At 61.1% G+C, this 14396-nt stretch carries 11 protein-coding genes; all 11 read right to left on the bottom strand.

The genetic code is table 11. The features are described 5' to 3' along the window. The 11 genes from AC3DEZ_RS09940 to AC3DEZ_RS09890 all read right to left on the bottom strand — a co-directional run bounded on the left by AC3DEZ_RS09940 (position 1) and on the right by AC3DEZ_RS09890 (position 14347). Positions 1 to 483, bottom strand: a complete 483-nt coding sequence (locus tag AC3DEZ_RS09940; protein WP_488388064.1) for a hypothetical protein — start codon at positions 481 to 483, stop codon at positions 1 to 3. 67 nt (positions 484 to 550) lie between these two features. Further along, a complete protein-coding gene (locus AC3DEZ_RS09935; RefSeq protein WP_488388063.1) occupies positions 551 to 5380 on the bottom strand; it encodes an FkbM family methyltransferase in 4830 nt (1609 codons plus the stop codon). Positions 5381 to 5434: 54 nt separating this feature from the next. Further along, complete coding sequence (gene wecC / locus AC3DEZ_RS09930; protein WP_488388062.1) at positions 5435 to 6718, bottom strand: UDP-N-acetyl-D-mannosamine dehydrogenase; 1284 nt, start codon at positions 6716 to 6718, stop codon at positions 5435 to 5437. A 2-nt stretch (positions 6719 to 6720) separates the two neighbouring features. Beyond that, positions 6721 to 7917 carry a glycosyltransferase gene (locus AC3DEZ_RS09925; RefSeq protein ID WP_488388061.1) on the bottom strand — a complete coding sequence of 399 codons (1197 nt, stop codon included), beginning with the start codon at positions 7915 to 7917 and terminating at the stop codon, positions 6721 to 6723. 246 nt (positions 7918 to 8163) lie between these two features. Next, positions 8164 to 8928 carry an ABC transporter ATP-binding protein gene (locus tag AC3DEZ_RS09920; protein ID WP_447103368.1) on the bottom strand — a complete coding sequence of 255 codons (765 nt, stop codon included), beginning with the start codon at positions 8926 to 8928 and terminating at the stop codon, positions 8164 to 8166. Between the two features lie 8 nt (positions 8929 to 8936). After that, positions 8937 to 9725, bottom strand: coding sequence for an ABC transporter permease (locus AC3DEZ_RS09915; RefSeq protein ID WP_447103369.1), 789 nt, complete (start codon positions 9723 to 9725; stop codon positions 8937 to 8939). Then, entirely contained in the window at positions 9722 to 10903 is a 1182-nt protein-coding gene (locus AC3DEZ_RS09910; RefSeq protein WP_488388060.1) for a cystathionine gamma-synthase, read from the bottom strand. The genes AC3DEZ_RS09915 and AC3DEZ_RS09910 overlap by 4 nt, the downstream gene beginning before the upstream one ends. Before the next feature lie 95 nt (positions 10904 to 10998). Further along, positions 10999 to 12369, bottom strand: a complete 1371-nt coding sequence (locus tag AC3DEZ_RS09905) for a pyridoxal-phosphate dependent enzyme (RefSeq protein WP_488388059.1) — start codon at positions 12367 to 12369, stop codon at positions 10999 to 11001. A 114-nt stretch (positions 12370 to 12483) separates the two neighbouring features. After that, a complete protein-coding gene (locus tag AC3DEZ_RS09900) occupies positions 12484 to 12702 on the bottom strand; it encodes an HP1242/YdcH family protein (RefSeq protein ID WP_141455578.1) in 219 nt (72 codons plus the stop codon). A 356-nt stretch (positions 12703 to 13058) separates the two neighbouring features. Then, complete coding sequence (locus tag AC3DEZ_RS09895) at positions 13059 to 13955, bottom strand: OmpA family protein (protein ID WP_488388058.1); 897 nt, start codon at positions 13953 to 13955, stop codon at positions 13059 to 13061. Continuing rightward, positions 13952 to 14347: a DUF4398 domain-containing protein gene (locus AC3DEZ_RS09890; protein ID WP_488388293.1), complete on the bottom strand. Its 396-nt coding sequence runs from the start codon at positions 14345 to 14347 to the stop codon at positions 13952 to 13954. The genes AC3DEZ_RS09895 and AC3DEZ_RS09890 overlap by 4 nt, the downstream gene beginning before the upstream one ends. Between the last annotated feature and the right edge of the window lie 49 nt (positions 14348 to 14396).

Raw genomic sequence — 14396 nt, 5'->3', positions numbered from 1 at the left:
TTACTGCTCCTTCGCCACGTCTTCCCATACGAAATAGATCGTACCTTGTGCCTGCGGGGGCAGCTTGAGCGCCGGTTCCTTGTTGATGTCTGCGGTCAAACGCCCCACCTTTGAATTCTGCGCGACGTACCGAATCGCTCCGTTCCGCTCAACGGGATCCTTTACACCGAGTCCGCGAGCCTTCAGATCAGCTGCCAACAAATCACCGATGGCGTCGTCGGCAACGTTGTACTCGACGATGACGACGTGGCGGAAACGTCCATCAGCAAGCGGTTCATCCCGCTTCGAGCGCAGGCGTGTTTCAAAGGTCGGCACGTAGCCGCCCATCAGGGTGAAGTCCGCTCCCGCAACCGGACTGGTCGCGGAGGGCGTACCCGCAGCGTCGGGAGCCGGCGTAGCGGCCTGGCTCTGTTCGGATTTTTTCTCGCCGCACGCGACCAGCACCAGGGCGGCCGCCGCGAACAACATGACGCGAAGTTTCATTTCAATCTCCTGAAAACATGATGGATGGAAGGATACCCGTTGGCCCTGAAACCGGACAGCCGGGCATCTATCGGTGCAACGAAATCAGTGCCACTTCTCGTCGAATGGTGGAATCAAAGCCACTCTGGCTGCGAACCCGCCTGGCTGCATTCGACGACAGCTGCTCGAACTGCGCCGGGTCCTGAGCTATCCGAAGGATCCCCTGCGCCATGGCGTTCCAGTCCTCTCCCGGCGCAAGGATCCCGCAAGTCTCGTCGACGAACTCGGGAATGGCGGTCACCGCATTGGTCACCGGAACCAGGCCCGAGGCCATTGCCTCGTCGCGGGACACGCCCTGAGAATCCATCCGGGTGGGAGAAAGGAAGAGACCGTACTGCTTGTGGAGTTCCGCGATCTCTCCCTGGCTCAGGAACCTGCGTTCGATGCGCACGTTCCTCATCTCGAGCAGGGGCTGGAGGATTTCATCGAACAATGCACCGTCCCCGAGTATGTGGAAGCTCATACGTTCGAAGATGGGATGTTTGCTCAACTCGACGATCGCATTGACCGAAAGATCATTCGCGTACTTGGCTGACGCGAACGGACGGATGCTCAGCACCTTGTATCGCTGTTCCGGATCCTTTTTCTCGTAAGAGAAGAGCTCTTCGTCGATATAGTTATGAATGATCTCGTAGCGGGACGCATCCAGCTTTATCCCGACGTCCTCCATCACCTCATTGGCGAAATACTGGGACACGAACACGAAACTCAGGAGCGGGCTGGTCTCGGAGAAAACATCTTTCCAGAGGTTCATGCGCAAATCACTCGCGACGATAGCCTTCTCGCGTTGATCTTCGGTCCTGTAATTGAATTCGCGCCGATGCCATGGCTGCACCTCGGCACCATGGATCCAGACGATGACCCTCACCTGGTCGACGAAGTCCCTGAGGACCGACCACATCGCATCGTCAAGGAAGTGTACGAGGACAGACTCCACCTCTCCGGAGTCAAGCAGGGATCGGAGCATCTCCTTGTCAGCATACCTGACATCCACGCCTTCGAACTCGTGGGACATGGCCTGCTTCTCCGACAGGCAGACCACGTCCACGTCCAATCCCAGATCACGATAGCCAACGACGCGTCGATGGACGAAACCGTTCCGGTAGAGATTGTCATAGGACGGATAGTGATTGGTAAGCACCAGCGCTTTCCGCCGGACCACCATCGCGCCGATGTCCGCCGGCAGGTGTTCCATGTAGAGGGCCCGGATCACGCCGTCTCCCGCTCCCTTCACACGCAGCCCGAATCGTACTGCTTCGGAGCCCGGCGGCACGGCCACCGTATGATTGCGTCCCACCGCCGCCATCTGCATCCCGGTTCGCCCGCCGTCCCTCCCCAGAAAGACCACTGCCAGTTCCATCGCGACGTTCGTACTCACGTCCAGGTTGAACCGGAGTTCCTCGTGAGACCACCAGTCAAGCGGGAGCGGCTGGGAATACAGATATAGATGCTTGTCGTGCGGCAGGGTCGAGGCTACCCGGATACCCGCTTCGGGCTCGAATTGAGCGGTCACGGCACCGTTGCCATGATCGCCGAACAGCTGGGCAAGTCGCTCGCCGTCAATGCGCGGGAGCGCGATATCCGGCTGAAACGCCGCCGCAGGAATCTCCTCGGCCTGCCGGAGTATCTCCGTCAGAGGTATACCCGCGTCTATCTCGGGCAGGCACACGACACCGGCCAGGTCGTTTGTCGAAGCCCCGCGAAGGTAATGGAACTCATCGACGGAAAGAGCTCGGCCTCGATAGATGCCTTGCTCGATGGAGTCGACGAAGCTCCTGAGATCACCCTCGACCATTTCGCTCGCGAGGATCGAGCAGCGGATATCCATGGTATCGAGATAGCTGTACTGCCGGCCTTCGTTGCTCAGCCCTACACCGGACTCCATCGATTCGAAATAGGTACCTTTTCCGATCGCCCTCGTGTCCGCGTATGCGATGGCCAGCATCATGTCGGTCAGGTAGTGCTCGCCATGCGAATCCGCAAGCGATATTCCCGCCAGCATGGCACCTGGCCACTTCCGCGCAGGAATCACCTTGTCGCAGGACTCATGGCCAAGTATGGAGATGTCGGAGGCACGTGGCAGGTCGCCGACACGGAGCCCACCGGAAACGACGAGCACCAGATGCTTCTCGGACCAGGATTGCCTGAGGAATGCGGTGTGCGCCTGCTTCACCTCGACTTGGGATGAAACTTTGGCCACCATCACGGCGAGCGGCCTCTCGACGGCAGGATGGTGTTCGCCGACCTTGGAAAGGACGTACTCGAGCCGATGCTGGTAGGTATGCTCCATCATGATCTTGCGCAGTCCAGAGAGGCGGAATCGCCTGTATGCGAGATCATCGTTCAAGAGCGGAGTCAGGCGCTTCAACATCTGTTCGCCGCTGTCGGTGGTGAACACGAGGTCGCCGAACATCAGCCTGAGGCCGAGGGAGAAATTGCTGATGGTGGCCGTATTGCAACCCAGCAGATCGAACACGCGACGCGCGAACATCGACTGGGACTGTTTCACGGAGTTCAGATTGATGTTGTAGCGATACCCCTTGTACGCCCGGTCAATCTCATCAAATGCCAATCCCCCCTTGATCAGGGGCTGGTAGCTTTCCGGGAATCTGTAAGCCGGGTCATCCTTGCCATGATTCCGGTCGTAGATATGTACTTCGGTTTCGTCCCGAAGCGCTTCGATGAATGTATCCAGGTCCCTCTGGCGCTCGGGAAATCTGGCGTAGTAGGCACCTGCGAAACAGAACGCGTCCTGCCTCTCATATTGCTCGACCGGATTGTGTGTCGCCGGCTGGCACGCGAACGGCAGCAGATAGACACGATCATGGCCGAGATTCGCTTTGTACCGTGAAATACAATCGATATCGGTCGTGAATACATGATCAAAGCGGCTTGCCGTGGCGATGAATCCCTCGAAATGGACGGGATCTTCCTTGTTCCAGAAGACGGTGGGGATTCTTCTGATCCGGCACCAGTCGATGACGCCCCTCAGCTCATCCGAGCAATGGCTTATCTTGCCCTTCCAGGCATCGTCCTTTCCGCGCCATGCGGATTCGATGAACAGAAGATCCGGAGAATGATCCTCCAGCTCTTCCTTCCAGTTCGATGGAGTCAGCTGGAGCACGTCGCAGCAGTGCCGATAGGACGAGTAGGTGAACTCGTCCATCACCACGGCCATTCGTATTTCCGACAATGTCTTTGGCAGGGATGGCAACCGCGCCGTACGCACGTTGGCGTCCAAGCCGTTCGTGGCCATCGATTGAGCACCTGCGGATGGGCCACCCGCGGTCCCTGGTTCCCTTTGCAGGGAATCACTCTCCAGATAGCCCAATGCCTCCGAGCGGAGTGCTCCAATCGGCGATCTGTAACCGACATCAACAACTTGATGGGGAGGCGAGCCGGCGCGCCTGGCGCGTGCCTCCCGCATCAGGCGCAGTAGCGTACCCGGCAACTTGACCGCCTTGGATGGCGAGGTGGCCGCGCGCAACAGGCTGTTGCCAAGCTGCAGCGAAAGCGAGTTCGCCAGCACCTCCTGCGCTTCGAGTGCATGGATCGCGCGTCCCAGCGCCGAAGACAACCGGCCGATGGCCTGCTCTCCAGCAACCTTCTGCTTGATGGCTCCATCCAGCTTTTGCGTGAGCCCGGCGAGGGTCGCCTTCGCGGTTTCCAGTTGCTTGTTCTGCGCGATGGAAACATTCCTTGCATCCGCGAGTTCCCGCGAATCGGCATCCAGGCGCATCTGGAGTTCCGATACCCTTGATTGGCTTTCCAACAGTTGTTCGTTCAGACCCTGCAGGCTTCTCGCGTGGGTCTCGAAGTGAGTCGCAACCCGCTCCATCCATGCGTCATTTTGCCTGGTCAGCCCCAACGCCTGTTGTTCCAGCAGCGAATGGAACGAATCGGCCACCTCGGTGATCGCCGTCATGAACTCCTTACGCGCGTCCGCCGCATCAGCCGTGAGGCCCCGCAGCTCATCCCTTAGCTCATTCTCACTAGCCATTTGCAGATCTTTCAGTTCCTTTACGACATCCGCTCTTTGAGCATCGAAATGCTGCCTGCTTTCCCGGTTCAGGCGTTCCGAATACCTGTCGGACCTCCTGATTTCGCCCTGCAGTCTCCTGGTTTCTCGTTGCAGCAAGATGATCTCTTCGAAACCATGCTCCGTCAGGCTCTGTTTCTCTTGCTCCGTCCGTGCAGGAAGGAACAGATAGGTATCCGTTGCGTTGTAGCAGGCCGTTGCCAGATACCCTACATCCGCCATGAAAGTGGAAATGGCCATGCGCTGGGCAGCCGTCGCAGCCTCGCAGACCACCCATGGCCGGTCCCTGAGCAAAGTTTCCCGGGCTCCCTGCAGGACATCCAGGTCCATTCCCTCGACATCAACTTTGATGAGGGCGACTTTCTCATCGAGATTCAGTTCGTCAATCGCGACGATGTCGATCTCGCCATCCGAGCCAAGGGCCAGGCTGGTGCCACCGATATTGGCCGGATCGAATGACGCAATGCTGGCTTTCGCACTGGTTCTGCCAAGTCCCGACTTCCTTGTGTTCACCAGGTGCTGTACGTCGTTGAGGGCGACGTTCTTCCTCAGAAGACTGAACGTGGCATCGACCGGTTCAAAAGCCAGAACGCGACAACCCGCGAATTTCGCGAAGAATATGGAATGATTCCCGATGTTCGCGCCGGCGTCCACGACCAGGTCACCCGGCGAAAGGAATGCCGCCAGGGAAAGCAGCATCTCCTCCTCGTAGAAGGCTTTGCGTTCGATGATCGACTTGGCGATGTGGTCATCCAGACTGGAAAAGACGAACTCGATTTCCCTTCCATCGTGGACAAACTTGAAATAGCCGTCGTTCATGGCTTCACTCCCCGACCGGCCTGGTTCGGCATATGTTCCCCCTCCCACTGTCGCTCAAGTGCGCCAGAAGCCAACCGGGTCGATGGTAATCGCGTTCTTCCCGGGACGTAGCCCACGGAACGTCGTGTGAGGTACCAGCATCACCGCGACATCGGCTCCTGTCAGAGCATCATCGACCTTCCCGAAGGCCAGATTGCCCACCGGTTCTCCCGAGTGCGTGAGTGCGTCGATGTAGGGATCGACACCAATCACCTGGCCCGGGAAGCGATCGGCCAGTTCCCGTGCAATGGTAAGTGCCGGGCTCTCCCTGAAATCATCCACGTCCGCCTTGTAGGTCAAACCGAGACACACGATTGTCCCCGTGGAACGGCCCTTCATGGCATCCACAACCTGCTGGATTACGTAGGATGGCTTCGCATCGTTCACTTCGCGCGCAGTACGAATGATGCGCGACTGCTCCGGTGCTCCGGCAACGATGAACCAGGGATCGACCGCAATGCAGTGTCCTCCCACCCCTGGTCCGGGATTCAGGATATTGACCCGCGGATGATGATTGGCCAGTTGGATGACTTTCCATACGTCCAGCCCCATCTGCCCGCAGATCATCGACAGTTCGTTGGCGAACGCGATGTTGACGTCGCGGAAGGAATTCTCGGTCAGCTTGCAGAGTTCTGCGGTCCGATCGTCACTGGGCAGGCAATCGCCCTTGACGAAGCTTGAATAGAGCAAGGTCGCCTTCTTTGTGCAGGCCGCCGTCATGCCGCCGATGATCCTGTCGTTCTCGACCAGCTCAACGAGCATCCGACCGGGAATGATCCGTTCCGGACAGTAGGCGAGATGCACATCCGGAGGAGCTTGCCCATCCCCGGGAAACACCAGGTCCGGACGCATCTCGGCGAGAAGCTGCGCGATCCGGCGCGTGGTTCCCACAGGCGAAGTGGACTCCAGCACAATGAGGTCGCCCTTCTTCAGTACCGGGCCAACGGAGCGTGCCGCAGCCTCCACATACGTGGTATCCGGTACGTGGCTGGCGTGGTCCACCGGTGTGGGCACGGCGATGATGAAACTGTCCGCAGGCTCGGGGACATTCGTTGCGCGCAGCCTGCCGCTGGTCACGCAGCGGTGGACCAGTTCGGAAAGCCCTGTTTCCTCGATGTGCGGAGATCCCGCGTTGACGGCATCGACAGCCCGTTGAGAAACATCTATGCCAATTACCGAATGACCCGCCGATGCGAACATGGCGGCCGTCGGCAAGCCGATATATCCCAGTCCGATGACGGAGATGACACCGAGCTCCCCGTTGTTTTCTCTCGCGTCGTTCTCGGCTTTATTGATCATGCTCATGCTCCGTGCATGTATTGCTGGGGGTCTTCAGCTCGTGGCGCCCTGGCGTGCATGCACTGCAACTGGGCGACCAGTCTATGCGCCACCGACTTCCAAGAATATTCATCTATTTTCGCTTTCTCCCGCATCGCCATTAACTCGTCGCCCCTTTCTTTGTCGTACTCGCCGAGGAAATCCAGAATGGCCTGGCGGTTGTTCGGAAGGCTCCAGCCGGAGCCCGTCTGCACGACTATTTTCCCGGATTCGTCCTCTCCTGATCCCCCGATATGGAGGATCGGCCGGCATGCTCCCAGATACTCGAACAGTTTACCCGGAACTTGTATGGGATCGGTATTCGCGAGGTTTACCAGCAAATCGCACTCGCGCTGTGCCCGGACCGCCGTGGCATGCGGAACGAAACCCAGAAGACGTATCGAGGCCGGGTGCCGGCGCGCAGCTTCGATCAAGTCAGCCGGGGGATTGATGCTGGCTACGCTCAATCGCGCCCCATTTGCGCGCACCACCGCGGAGACAAGCTCATCCGGCGTACGGAAACTGTAGAAACTTCCCGTATAGAACAACTCCAGCCTGTTCCTGTCGAACATGACCGCCCTGTTTTCAGGCGAGCCGGCTTGATCTCCGGCATGTCCTTGCGTGGCAATCATGAACTTCTCCGGGGCCACGCCATGTCTCCGGACGAGCGTGTCCCGCGCCCCCGCGGCGGTGACGGTAATCAAATCTGCTTGCGTGCATACCGTTCTCTCAAGCGCCTCGGCGCGCTTCCTCCATCGCGCAGGCGTGTATGGCGAAAGCACCGGGTCGCCCAAATCCGCGACCCATCGATATCCACGGCGTGCAGCGAGCATTCCGAGTGGAAGTGAATTCGCGGGCTCGTGGGACGTCACGACGAAATCGGGCTCGAATCTGGCCAGCAACCGCAACAACTTCCATCGCGCCCACGGCCACCATTCGGCGCGGACGTCAGGGTACATCCAGAGCCCGGCGATCGCCCGCGGCAAATCCGCCAGGCTCCCGCCGATCGGCAGCTCCAGTCCGCAGCGTCTGGCCAAACCAGCCAATACGGGACCGGTACGAAAAATCTGCCCTAGAAAACGCCGCAGCTTGCCTTTCCAGTTCAGTGCGGCGGGCTGCGGGATCGCTGCTCCTGGCACCGCGGGCGGATCAACGCTGGCTATCTCAGGGGTCCGGTTCACGCGATGGCGGCGTATCCGCCATGTACGCCATGCGGAGAACGGACCCGGCCATACGCGGTGCACATGTACGCCAGCATGCGGAACGGGCAATCCCCCTGTGCCATATCCTTCGATATCAGGAGCGAGTACGTGGACTTCGTGTCCCGCTGCCGCGAGCTCGTTGACCAGGTATGCCCATCTAAGCGACTGCGGCGAGGGAATCGGCGGAAAGTCGTAGGCGACAAGAAGGAAGCGCATATGCGGAAATCAGGCAGATGCCTCTTCCACCTTGGCGTGCAGAACCTTCTCGTACTCGCGCAAGGTGGTTCGAATGTCGCCAAAGTACTGGATCTTGCCTCGCTCAAGCAGCAATCCCTTGTTGCATACTTCTTTCATGAGCTGGAAATTGTGGCTCGCGAGAACAACCACCTTCGCACCATCCACCCGCCCCAGCATCCGGTCCTTTGCTTTCGTGATGAACGCGGCATCTCCCGCACCAATCCACTCGTCCATGACCATGATGTCGTGCTGGACCGCGGTGGCGATTGCGAAACCCAGACGCATCCGCTGTCCGGACGAGAGGGTCTTGAGTCTGTCATTGGCCTTGTCTGCAAGTTCGGCGAACTCGAGTACCGGAACGACCAGATCCATCAACTGGGAGGTGCGCATCCCCATCGCCGTTCCGCGCAGATAAATGTTCTCCTTGAGTGTGGCCTCATTGTTGAACCCCAGCGAGATGTTGAGCAATGCCTGCCGGCTTCCGGTCATATCCAGCCAACCTCGCGTCGGCTGATAGGCACCCGCCAGGATGCGCAGAAGCGTCGATTTTCCCGCGCCATTGCGGCCCACGATTCCGATGCGATCACCTTCCTGTGCTTCGAAGTTGATGTCGTCGAGGATGGTCCTGAACTCCCTTTGCGGACGCTCGAACGCAGCTCGAACGAGCATCGACAGCCAGGAGCCCGGGGAACTGTCCTTCTGTCTGAAAACAGGAAGTTCCAGCGAAACATGGCGGGCAGCGAGAAAAGCCATCGGAGCCTTCACATCCATAGGGGAACGAAGCGCGCGTAGCGGCGATATAGATATCCGGTGATCAACACCCCGCCCACCGTGAGGCCCGCCACGTAGAACAATGTCGTCGTTTCCAGGGATTCGCCCAGCATGGGCGCCCTGACCAGCTCAATCAGGTGATACAGCGGATTGATGCGCATGAAGACTCCATGGACGGTACCCGGTGGTGCCGCGCTAGCACTCCAGAGGATCGGCGTGAGGATGAAGCCAAAGATGAAAACGCTGGTCATCAACTCGTGAATATCAGGGAATCTCGCGCCCAGCAGTGCGATGGCAATGCCCATCCACAGCGCGTTCGCAATCAATACCAGGAGGGCCGGCAGCGAGATCGCGAGACCCCACGGGTCCAGCTGCGGGGATACGGCAAGGGCGATGATGAGTACGGGTGCCGCTACCGACAGATAGAACAGGCCCTTGGCCACGACCCTGAAGACAAAGTCCGTCAATCGCGCGTGTCCATCCAGTATGAAGCTGGAGTTCGCGGGCAGGACAAGGGACGATTCGGTGATGATCGTCATCAGGAATCGAAACAGCAGGTATCCCACACCCAGATGCGGAATGAATGCGACAGGCGAAAGCCCCTGCAGCTTGGCGAAGTAATACCCCACACCCAAGACATAGATCAGCGGAGGAATCAGCAGCCAGACAAGACCCAATCGCGAACGCCGATACTTCGTCACGATGTCCAGCCAGGTGGAATAGGCCCAGAATTCGGGCTCTCGCAGGCTGCCAAGCGCGTCCCTGGCAAGCGAGCTCAAAGCCCGGCCCCCAGACTGTCCCGCAGATCATCGATCGCTTCGATCCCAACGCTCAACCGTACCAGCCCATCGGAAATACCGAGCGCCGCTCGGCGATCCGGGGGAATCGAGGCGTGGGTCATGACGGCCGGATGGTTGACAAGGCTCTCAACGCCACCCAGCGATTCCGCGAGGGTGAACAGGCCGCTGTTCTCGCACAAATTGCGCGCAGCTTCGAAGCCGCCTTTCAGGACAATGGAGATGATGCCGCCGTAGCCCTGCATCTGGCGCGAGGCCAGGGCGTGGTGCGGGTGATTCTTGAGGCCGGGATAGATGACTTTCTCGATCGCCGGTTGTGCTTGCAGCCATTCGGCCAGTGCCATCGCGTTCTCGCAGTGTGCTTTCATGCGCAAGTGCAGTGTCTTCAGGCCACGCAGGGCGAGGAAGCTGTCGAAGGGTCCCTGCACCGCGCCGATCGAGTTCTGCAGGAATGCCATCTGTTCGGCGAGTTCGGTGTTGCCGCCGACCACGACCATGCCGCCGACCATGTCCGAGTGTCCATTGAGGTACTTGGTCGCCGAATGCATGACGATGTCGGCGCCCAGCGCCAGCGGGCGCTGCAGGATCGGCGAGGCGAAGGTGTTGTCCACCACCACGATCAATCCGCGCTTGCGGGCGGCTTCGGCGATCGTGTGGATGTCGACGATCTTGAGCATCGGGTTGGTCGGCGTTTCGATCCAGACCATCCGGGTATTGGAGCGAATGGCGGCTTCGAACGCGGCCGGGTCGGTCAGGTCGACGAAGCTGAATTCCAAACCGGCGCTGCGCTTGCGTACCCGCTCGAACAGGCGATAGCTGCCACCGTAGATATCATCCATCGCGATGACGTGGCTACCACTGTCGAGCAGTTCCAGCACCGTGGAAGTGGCCGCCATGCCCGAGGCGAAAGCGAATCCGCGACTGCCGCCTTCCAGCGTGGCAACGCAGCGCTCGTAGGCGAAGCGGGTGGGGTTGTGCGTGCGCGAATACTCGAAGCCCTGATGGACGCCCGGACTGGCCTGGGCGTAGGTCGAGGTGGCATAGATGGGCGGCATGACCGCACCGGTGCTCGGGTCGGGCGCCTGGCCGCCATGGATGGCCAGGGTGGCGAGGGCGAGCGACGCTTCGCCCGCCTCGTCTTGGGGCTTGGGGTCCGACATGACAAGTCCTTTGGATTTGACCGCGAATTTTAACATTCGCGGCTTAACGTAATGTCCTTTTTACGCCTTTCTCCGCCCGCTCGGTGGGCCTGGGCCTATTGGGCCCGCCGCCTCAGGTAGTTCAGGAGGTCGATCCGGGTGATCAGCCCCAGGAAGGCCTCGCCGTCGGTGATGATGGCGACCTGGCCGCGGTCGAATACCGGCAGCAGGGCCTCGATGGGGGAGCGGACGTCCAGTCGATCCAGCTTGCTGACCATGGCGGTCGATACCGGGTCGCGGAACCGGGCCTCATCCCCGTAGACGTGAAGGAGCACGTCGCTTTCGTCGACGATGCCGACCAGCTTGTCGCCTTCCATGACCGGCAGCTGGGACACGTCGTACAGCTTCATCCGCTGGTAGGCGGTGGTCAGCAGGTCGGTCGGGCTGACGACCACGGTGTCCCGCTGACTGTAGGGCCGCAGGATCAGGTCGCGCAGGTCGCCATACTGGGGACGTTCGATGAAGCCGTTGTCCAGCATCCAGTAGTCGTTGTACATCTTGGACAGGTACTTGTTGCCGGTATCCGGCACCAGGACCACGACGCGCTTGGGCGTGGTCTGCTCGTGGCAATACTTCAGTGCCGCGGCCAGCAGCGTGCCGGTGGAGGATCCGCCGAGGATGCCCTCCTTCGCCAGCAGCTCGCGCGCGGTCAGGAAACTCTCCCGATCACTGATCGAATAGGCCTTCTTCACCCGGCTGAAATCAGAAATCTGTGGCAGGAAGTCCTCGCCGATGCCTTCCACCAGCCAGGTGCCGGATTTCTCGCTGAGGGTGCCTTCGTTGATGTACTGGGTCAGGATGGACCCGACCGGGTCGGCCAGCACCATTTCGACCCCCGGGGCACCCTTGGCGAACGCGCGCGACAGGCCGGTCATGGTGCCGGAGCTGCCGCAGCCGAACACGATCGCGTCCAGCTTTCCGTCCATCTGGGCCAGGATTTCCGGGCCGGTGCCGAATTCGTGCGCGGCCGGATTGTCGGGGTTGCCGAACTGGTTGATGAAGTAGGCGCCCGGCGTCTCGCTGGCGATGCGGGCGGCCAGGTCCTGGTAGTACTCAGGATGTCCCTTGGCCACATCCGAACGGGTCAGCACCACTTCGGCGCCCATCGCCTTGAGATTGAAGATCTTTTCCCGGCTCATCTTGTCCGGGACGACGAGGATCAGCTTGTAGCCCTTCTGCTGGGCGACCAGCGCCAGGCCGATGCCGGTGTTGCCTGCGGTGCCCTCGACCAGCGTCGCCCCGGGCTTCAGATCGCCGCGCTTCTCGGCGGCCTCGATCATCGACAGGCCGATGCGATCCTTGATGGATCCGCCGGGATTGGCGCTTTCCAGCTTGAGGAACACCTCGCAGACGCCGGTATCGAGGCGTTGGGCCTTGATCATCGGCGTATTGCCGATCAGCTGGAGAACGGAAGATTGGATCGCCATTGCGGACTCGCGCTCACGGATCGTGATGGAGCCCGGATTATCGCATCGAGTGACGCGGGCGGCGACGGCCGACGAGGAGGCCGCCGCCGCCCGCGACGATGGAGCGGGTCGTGGTCAGTGCGGCTTCGCGTCGTAGATGCGGATCAGCCGTTCCTTGGTCGCGAGCTTCTCGCGCTTCATCTGTCCCAACAGGTTGTCGTCGATGGGCAGCACGCCCAGCTCGGCATCGGTGACCTTCTTGTCCAGTTCGCGATGGCGCTGGTACAGCTGCTTGAATTCCGGGTCGGTCTTGATCAGTGCGTCGATTTCAGTCTGCGGTTGACCTTCGAACATGGGGAGTACCTCCTTCAGCGGAAAAACGAACGCCCCGGCCTGGGCAGGCTCGGGGCGTTGGCTTGGGAGCGGAACGTCGAAGCGGGATGGCGGGCGCCTCCACCGGGAACACCCGCACGGACCTGGCCGTCGGGGGCGTTCTCCTCTGGGGCTTTGAACAACGTCATCGGCTCGACTCTCCGGTGAGCCAAGCGACGGGGGTCGCTTGGGTATATGACCCTACTCCTCGTCCCCGTACCCGACAAGCCCCTTCACAAGCCCTTGATCCGACAAGGCAAGAACGGCAAACGGAGCGTTCAGGCCGGACGCCCGAAACACCCCGTTCTTCGTGTATCCAACTGTTTTCAAAGGACTAATTACTGCGTAATCACCACGTCCACGGCCTTGGCGCTGGTGCCGTTGCCCTTGCCTGCCGCCTGGATGCGCGCCTTGGGCACGCCGGCGGCGATCAGGGCGTCGCGCATGGCCTCGGCGCGGCGCTGGCCGTTGGTCTGCTTGTCGCCGAAGCCTTCGATGCGGGCCTTGGCCTTCGGGCTGGCCTGCAGATACGCGGCCAGCGCGCTGGCGCTGGACTGTCCTGAAGCCGACAACCTGGCCGAGCCGCTGGCGTAGGTGCTGGCCGGCAGGGTGAAAACCTCCCCGCGCGCCTCGAACTTCGAAGCAGGCAGCTTGGCGCCGGACACCAGTTCGGCTTCTTCGCGCGCCAACCGCGCTTCCTTCTGGCGGGCGGCGCTGAGCTTGGCGCTCTGCTGGCCCGCCACACTGGTCAGAGCCAGTTCGGCGTCCTGGCGGGCCAGGGTTTCGGCCTCGGCCGCCTGGCGCAGGCGCTCGCTCTCCTCAGCCTGGATCTGGGCCTGGATGCGCAGGCGCTCGGCTTCCTGGCGGGCGCGCTCGGCTTCGCGGCGGCTGGCTTCCACCAGCAGTTCGCTGCGGGTACGGTCCAGCCGCGCGAGCTCGCGCTGCGCGGCCTGGGTACGGACCGCGATCTCGGCGATCTCCACCCGGCGTTCGGCCACGTACTGGGCCCGCTCGCGGACGCTGCGGCGCGCCTCGGCCAGTTCGTTGATGGCCTGCTGGGCCTGCAGGCGTTCGAATGCCGCCAGTTCCATGAATTCCGGATTGGCCTGCAGCGCGCTCAGGCGCTGGCCGAGCTGGGCGATGGCGGGGTTGTCCGCCGCGAACACCGAAGCGGCCGCGGACAGGCCCAGCAGCAGGGCCGGCAGGATGCGAAGGGATGGCGTGGTCCGGCTCATTGGCCGCCCTCCATGCCGAGCTTGCGCTGCAGATCGGCGATTTCGGCGCGACGGTGCTGGAGGTCGGCGTTCGCCACCGCTTCCAGGCTCAGCGCGCGGGCGACGTCGGCGTCGGCCGCGGCCCGGATGGCCAGATCCAGGGCGAGTTTCTTGTCGCGGCTGCTTTGCGCCATCTGGGCCTGCGCCAGCAACTGCCGGGCCGTCGCCATGCGGTCGGGGGCGTACTGATCGGCGTCGGCCTGGTCGGCGCGTTCCACCGCCTGCCGCGCCGTTTCCAGCTCCGGCGTGGTCGCCGACTGCGCCATGACGGGTGAAACAAGGCAGGCCGCTATTGTGAGTGCGGCCACCATCACATACAGGGGCAAGCGGATTTGTGCGAAGCTACGAATCATCTGGGTGCCGTGACGTATCAGGGGATCGCGCGGCCATTGTCGGAAGCCT

This window comes from Pseudoxanthomonas sp. 134C1 (assembly GCF_057773065.1).
The sequence above is the reverse complement of the archived record's forward strand: the minus strand, read 5'-3'. Positions and strand labels throughout refer to the sequence as shown.

What these genes read in the sequence shown, in the direction of transcription:
- AC3DEZ_RS09940 (WP_488388064.1), bottom strand. Translation starts at nt 483, where the DNA reads ATGAAACTTCGCGTCATGTTGTTCGCGGCGGCCGCCCTGGTGCTGGTC.
- AC3DEZ_RS09935 (WP_488388063.1), bottom strand. Translation starts at nt 5,380, where the DNA reads ATGAACGACGGCTATTTCAAGTTTGTCCACGATGGAAGGGAAATCGAG.
- wecC (WP_488388062.1), bottom strand. Translation starts at nt 6,718, where the DNA reads ATGATCAATAAAGCCGAGAACGACGCGAGAGAAAACAACGGGGAGCTC.
- AC3DEZ_RS09920 (WP_447103368.1), bottom strand. Translation starts at nt 8,928, where the DNA reads ATGGCTTTTCTCGCTGCCCGCCATGTTTCGCTGGAACTTCCTGTTTTC.
- AC3DEZ_RS09910 (WP_488388060.1), bottom strand. Translation starts at nt 10,903, where the DNA reads ATGTCGGACCCCAAGCCCCAAGACGAGGCGGGCGAAGCGTCGCTCGCC.
- AC3DEZ_RS09905 (WP_488388059.1), bottom strand. Translation starts at nt 12,369, where the DNA reads ATGGCGATCCAATCTTCCGTTCTCCAGCTGATCGGCAATACGCCGATG.
- AC3DEZ_RS09900 (WP_141455578.1), bottom strand. Translation starts at nt 12,702, where the DNA reads ATGTTCGAAGGTCAACCGCAGACTGAAATCGACGCACTGATCAAGACC.
- AC3DEZ_RS09895 (WP_488388058.1), bottom strand. Translation starts at nt 13,955, where the DNA reads ATGAGCCGGACCACGCCATCCCTTCGCATCCTGCCGGCCCTGCTGCTG.
- AC3DEZ_RS09890 (WP_488388293.1), bottom strand. Translation starts at nt 14,347, where the DNA reads ATGATTCGTAGCTTCGCACAAATCCGCTTGCCCCTGTATGTGATGGTG.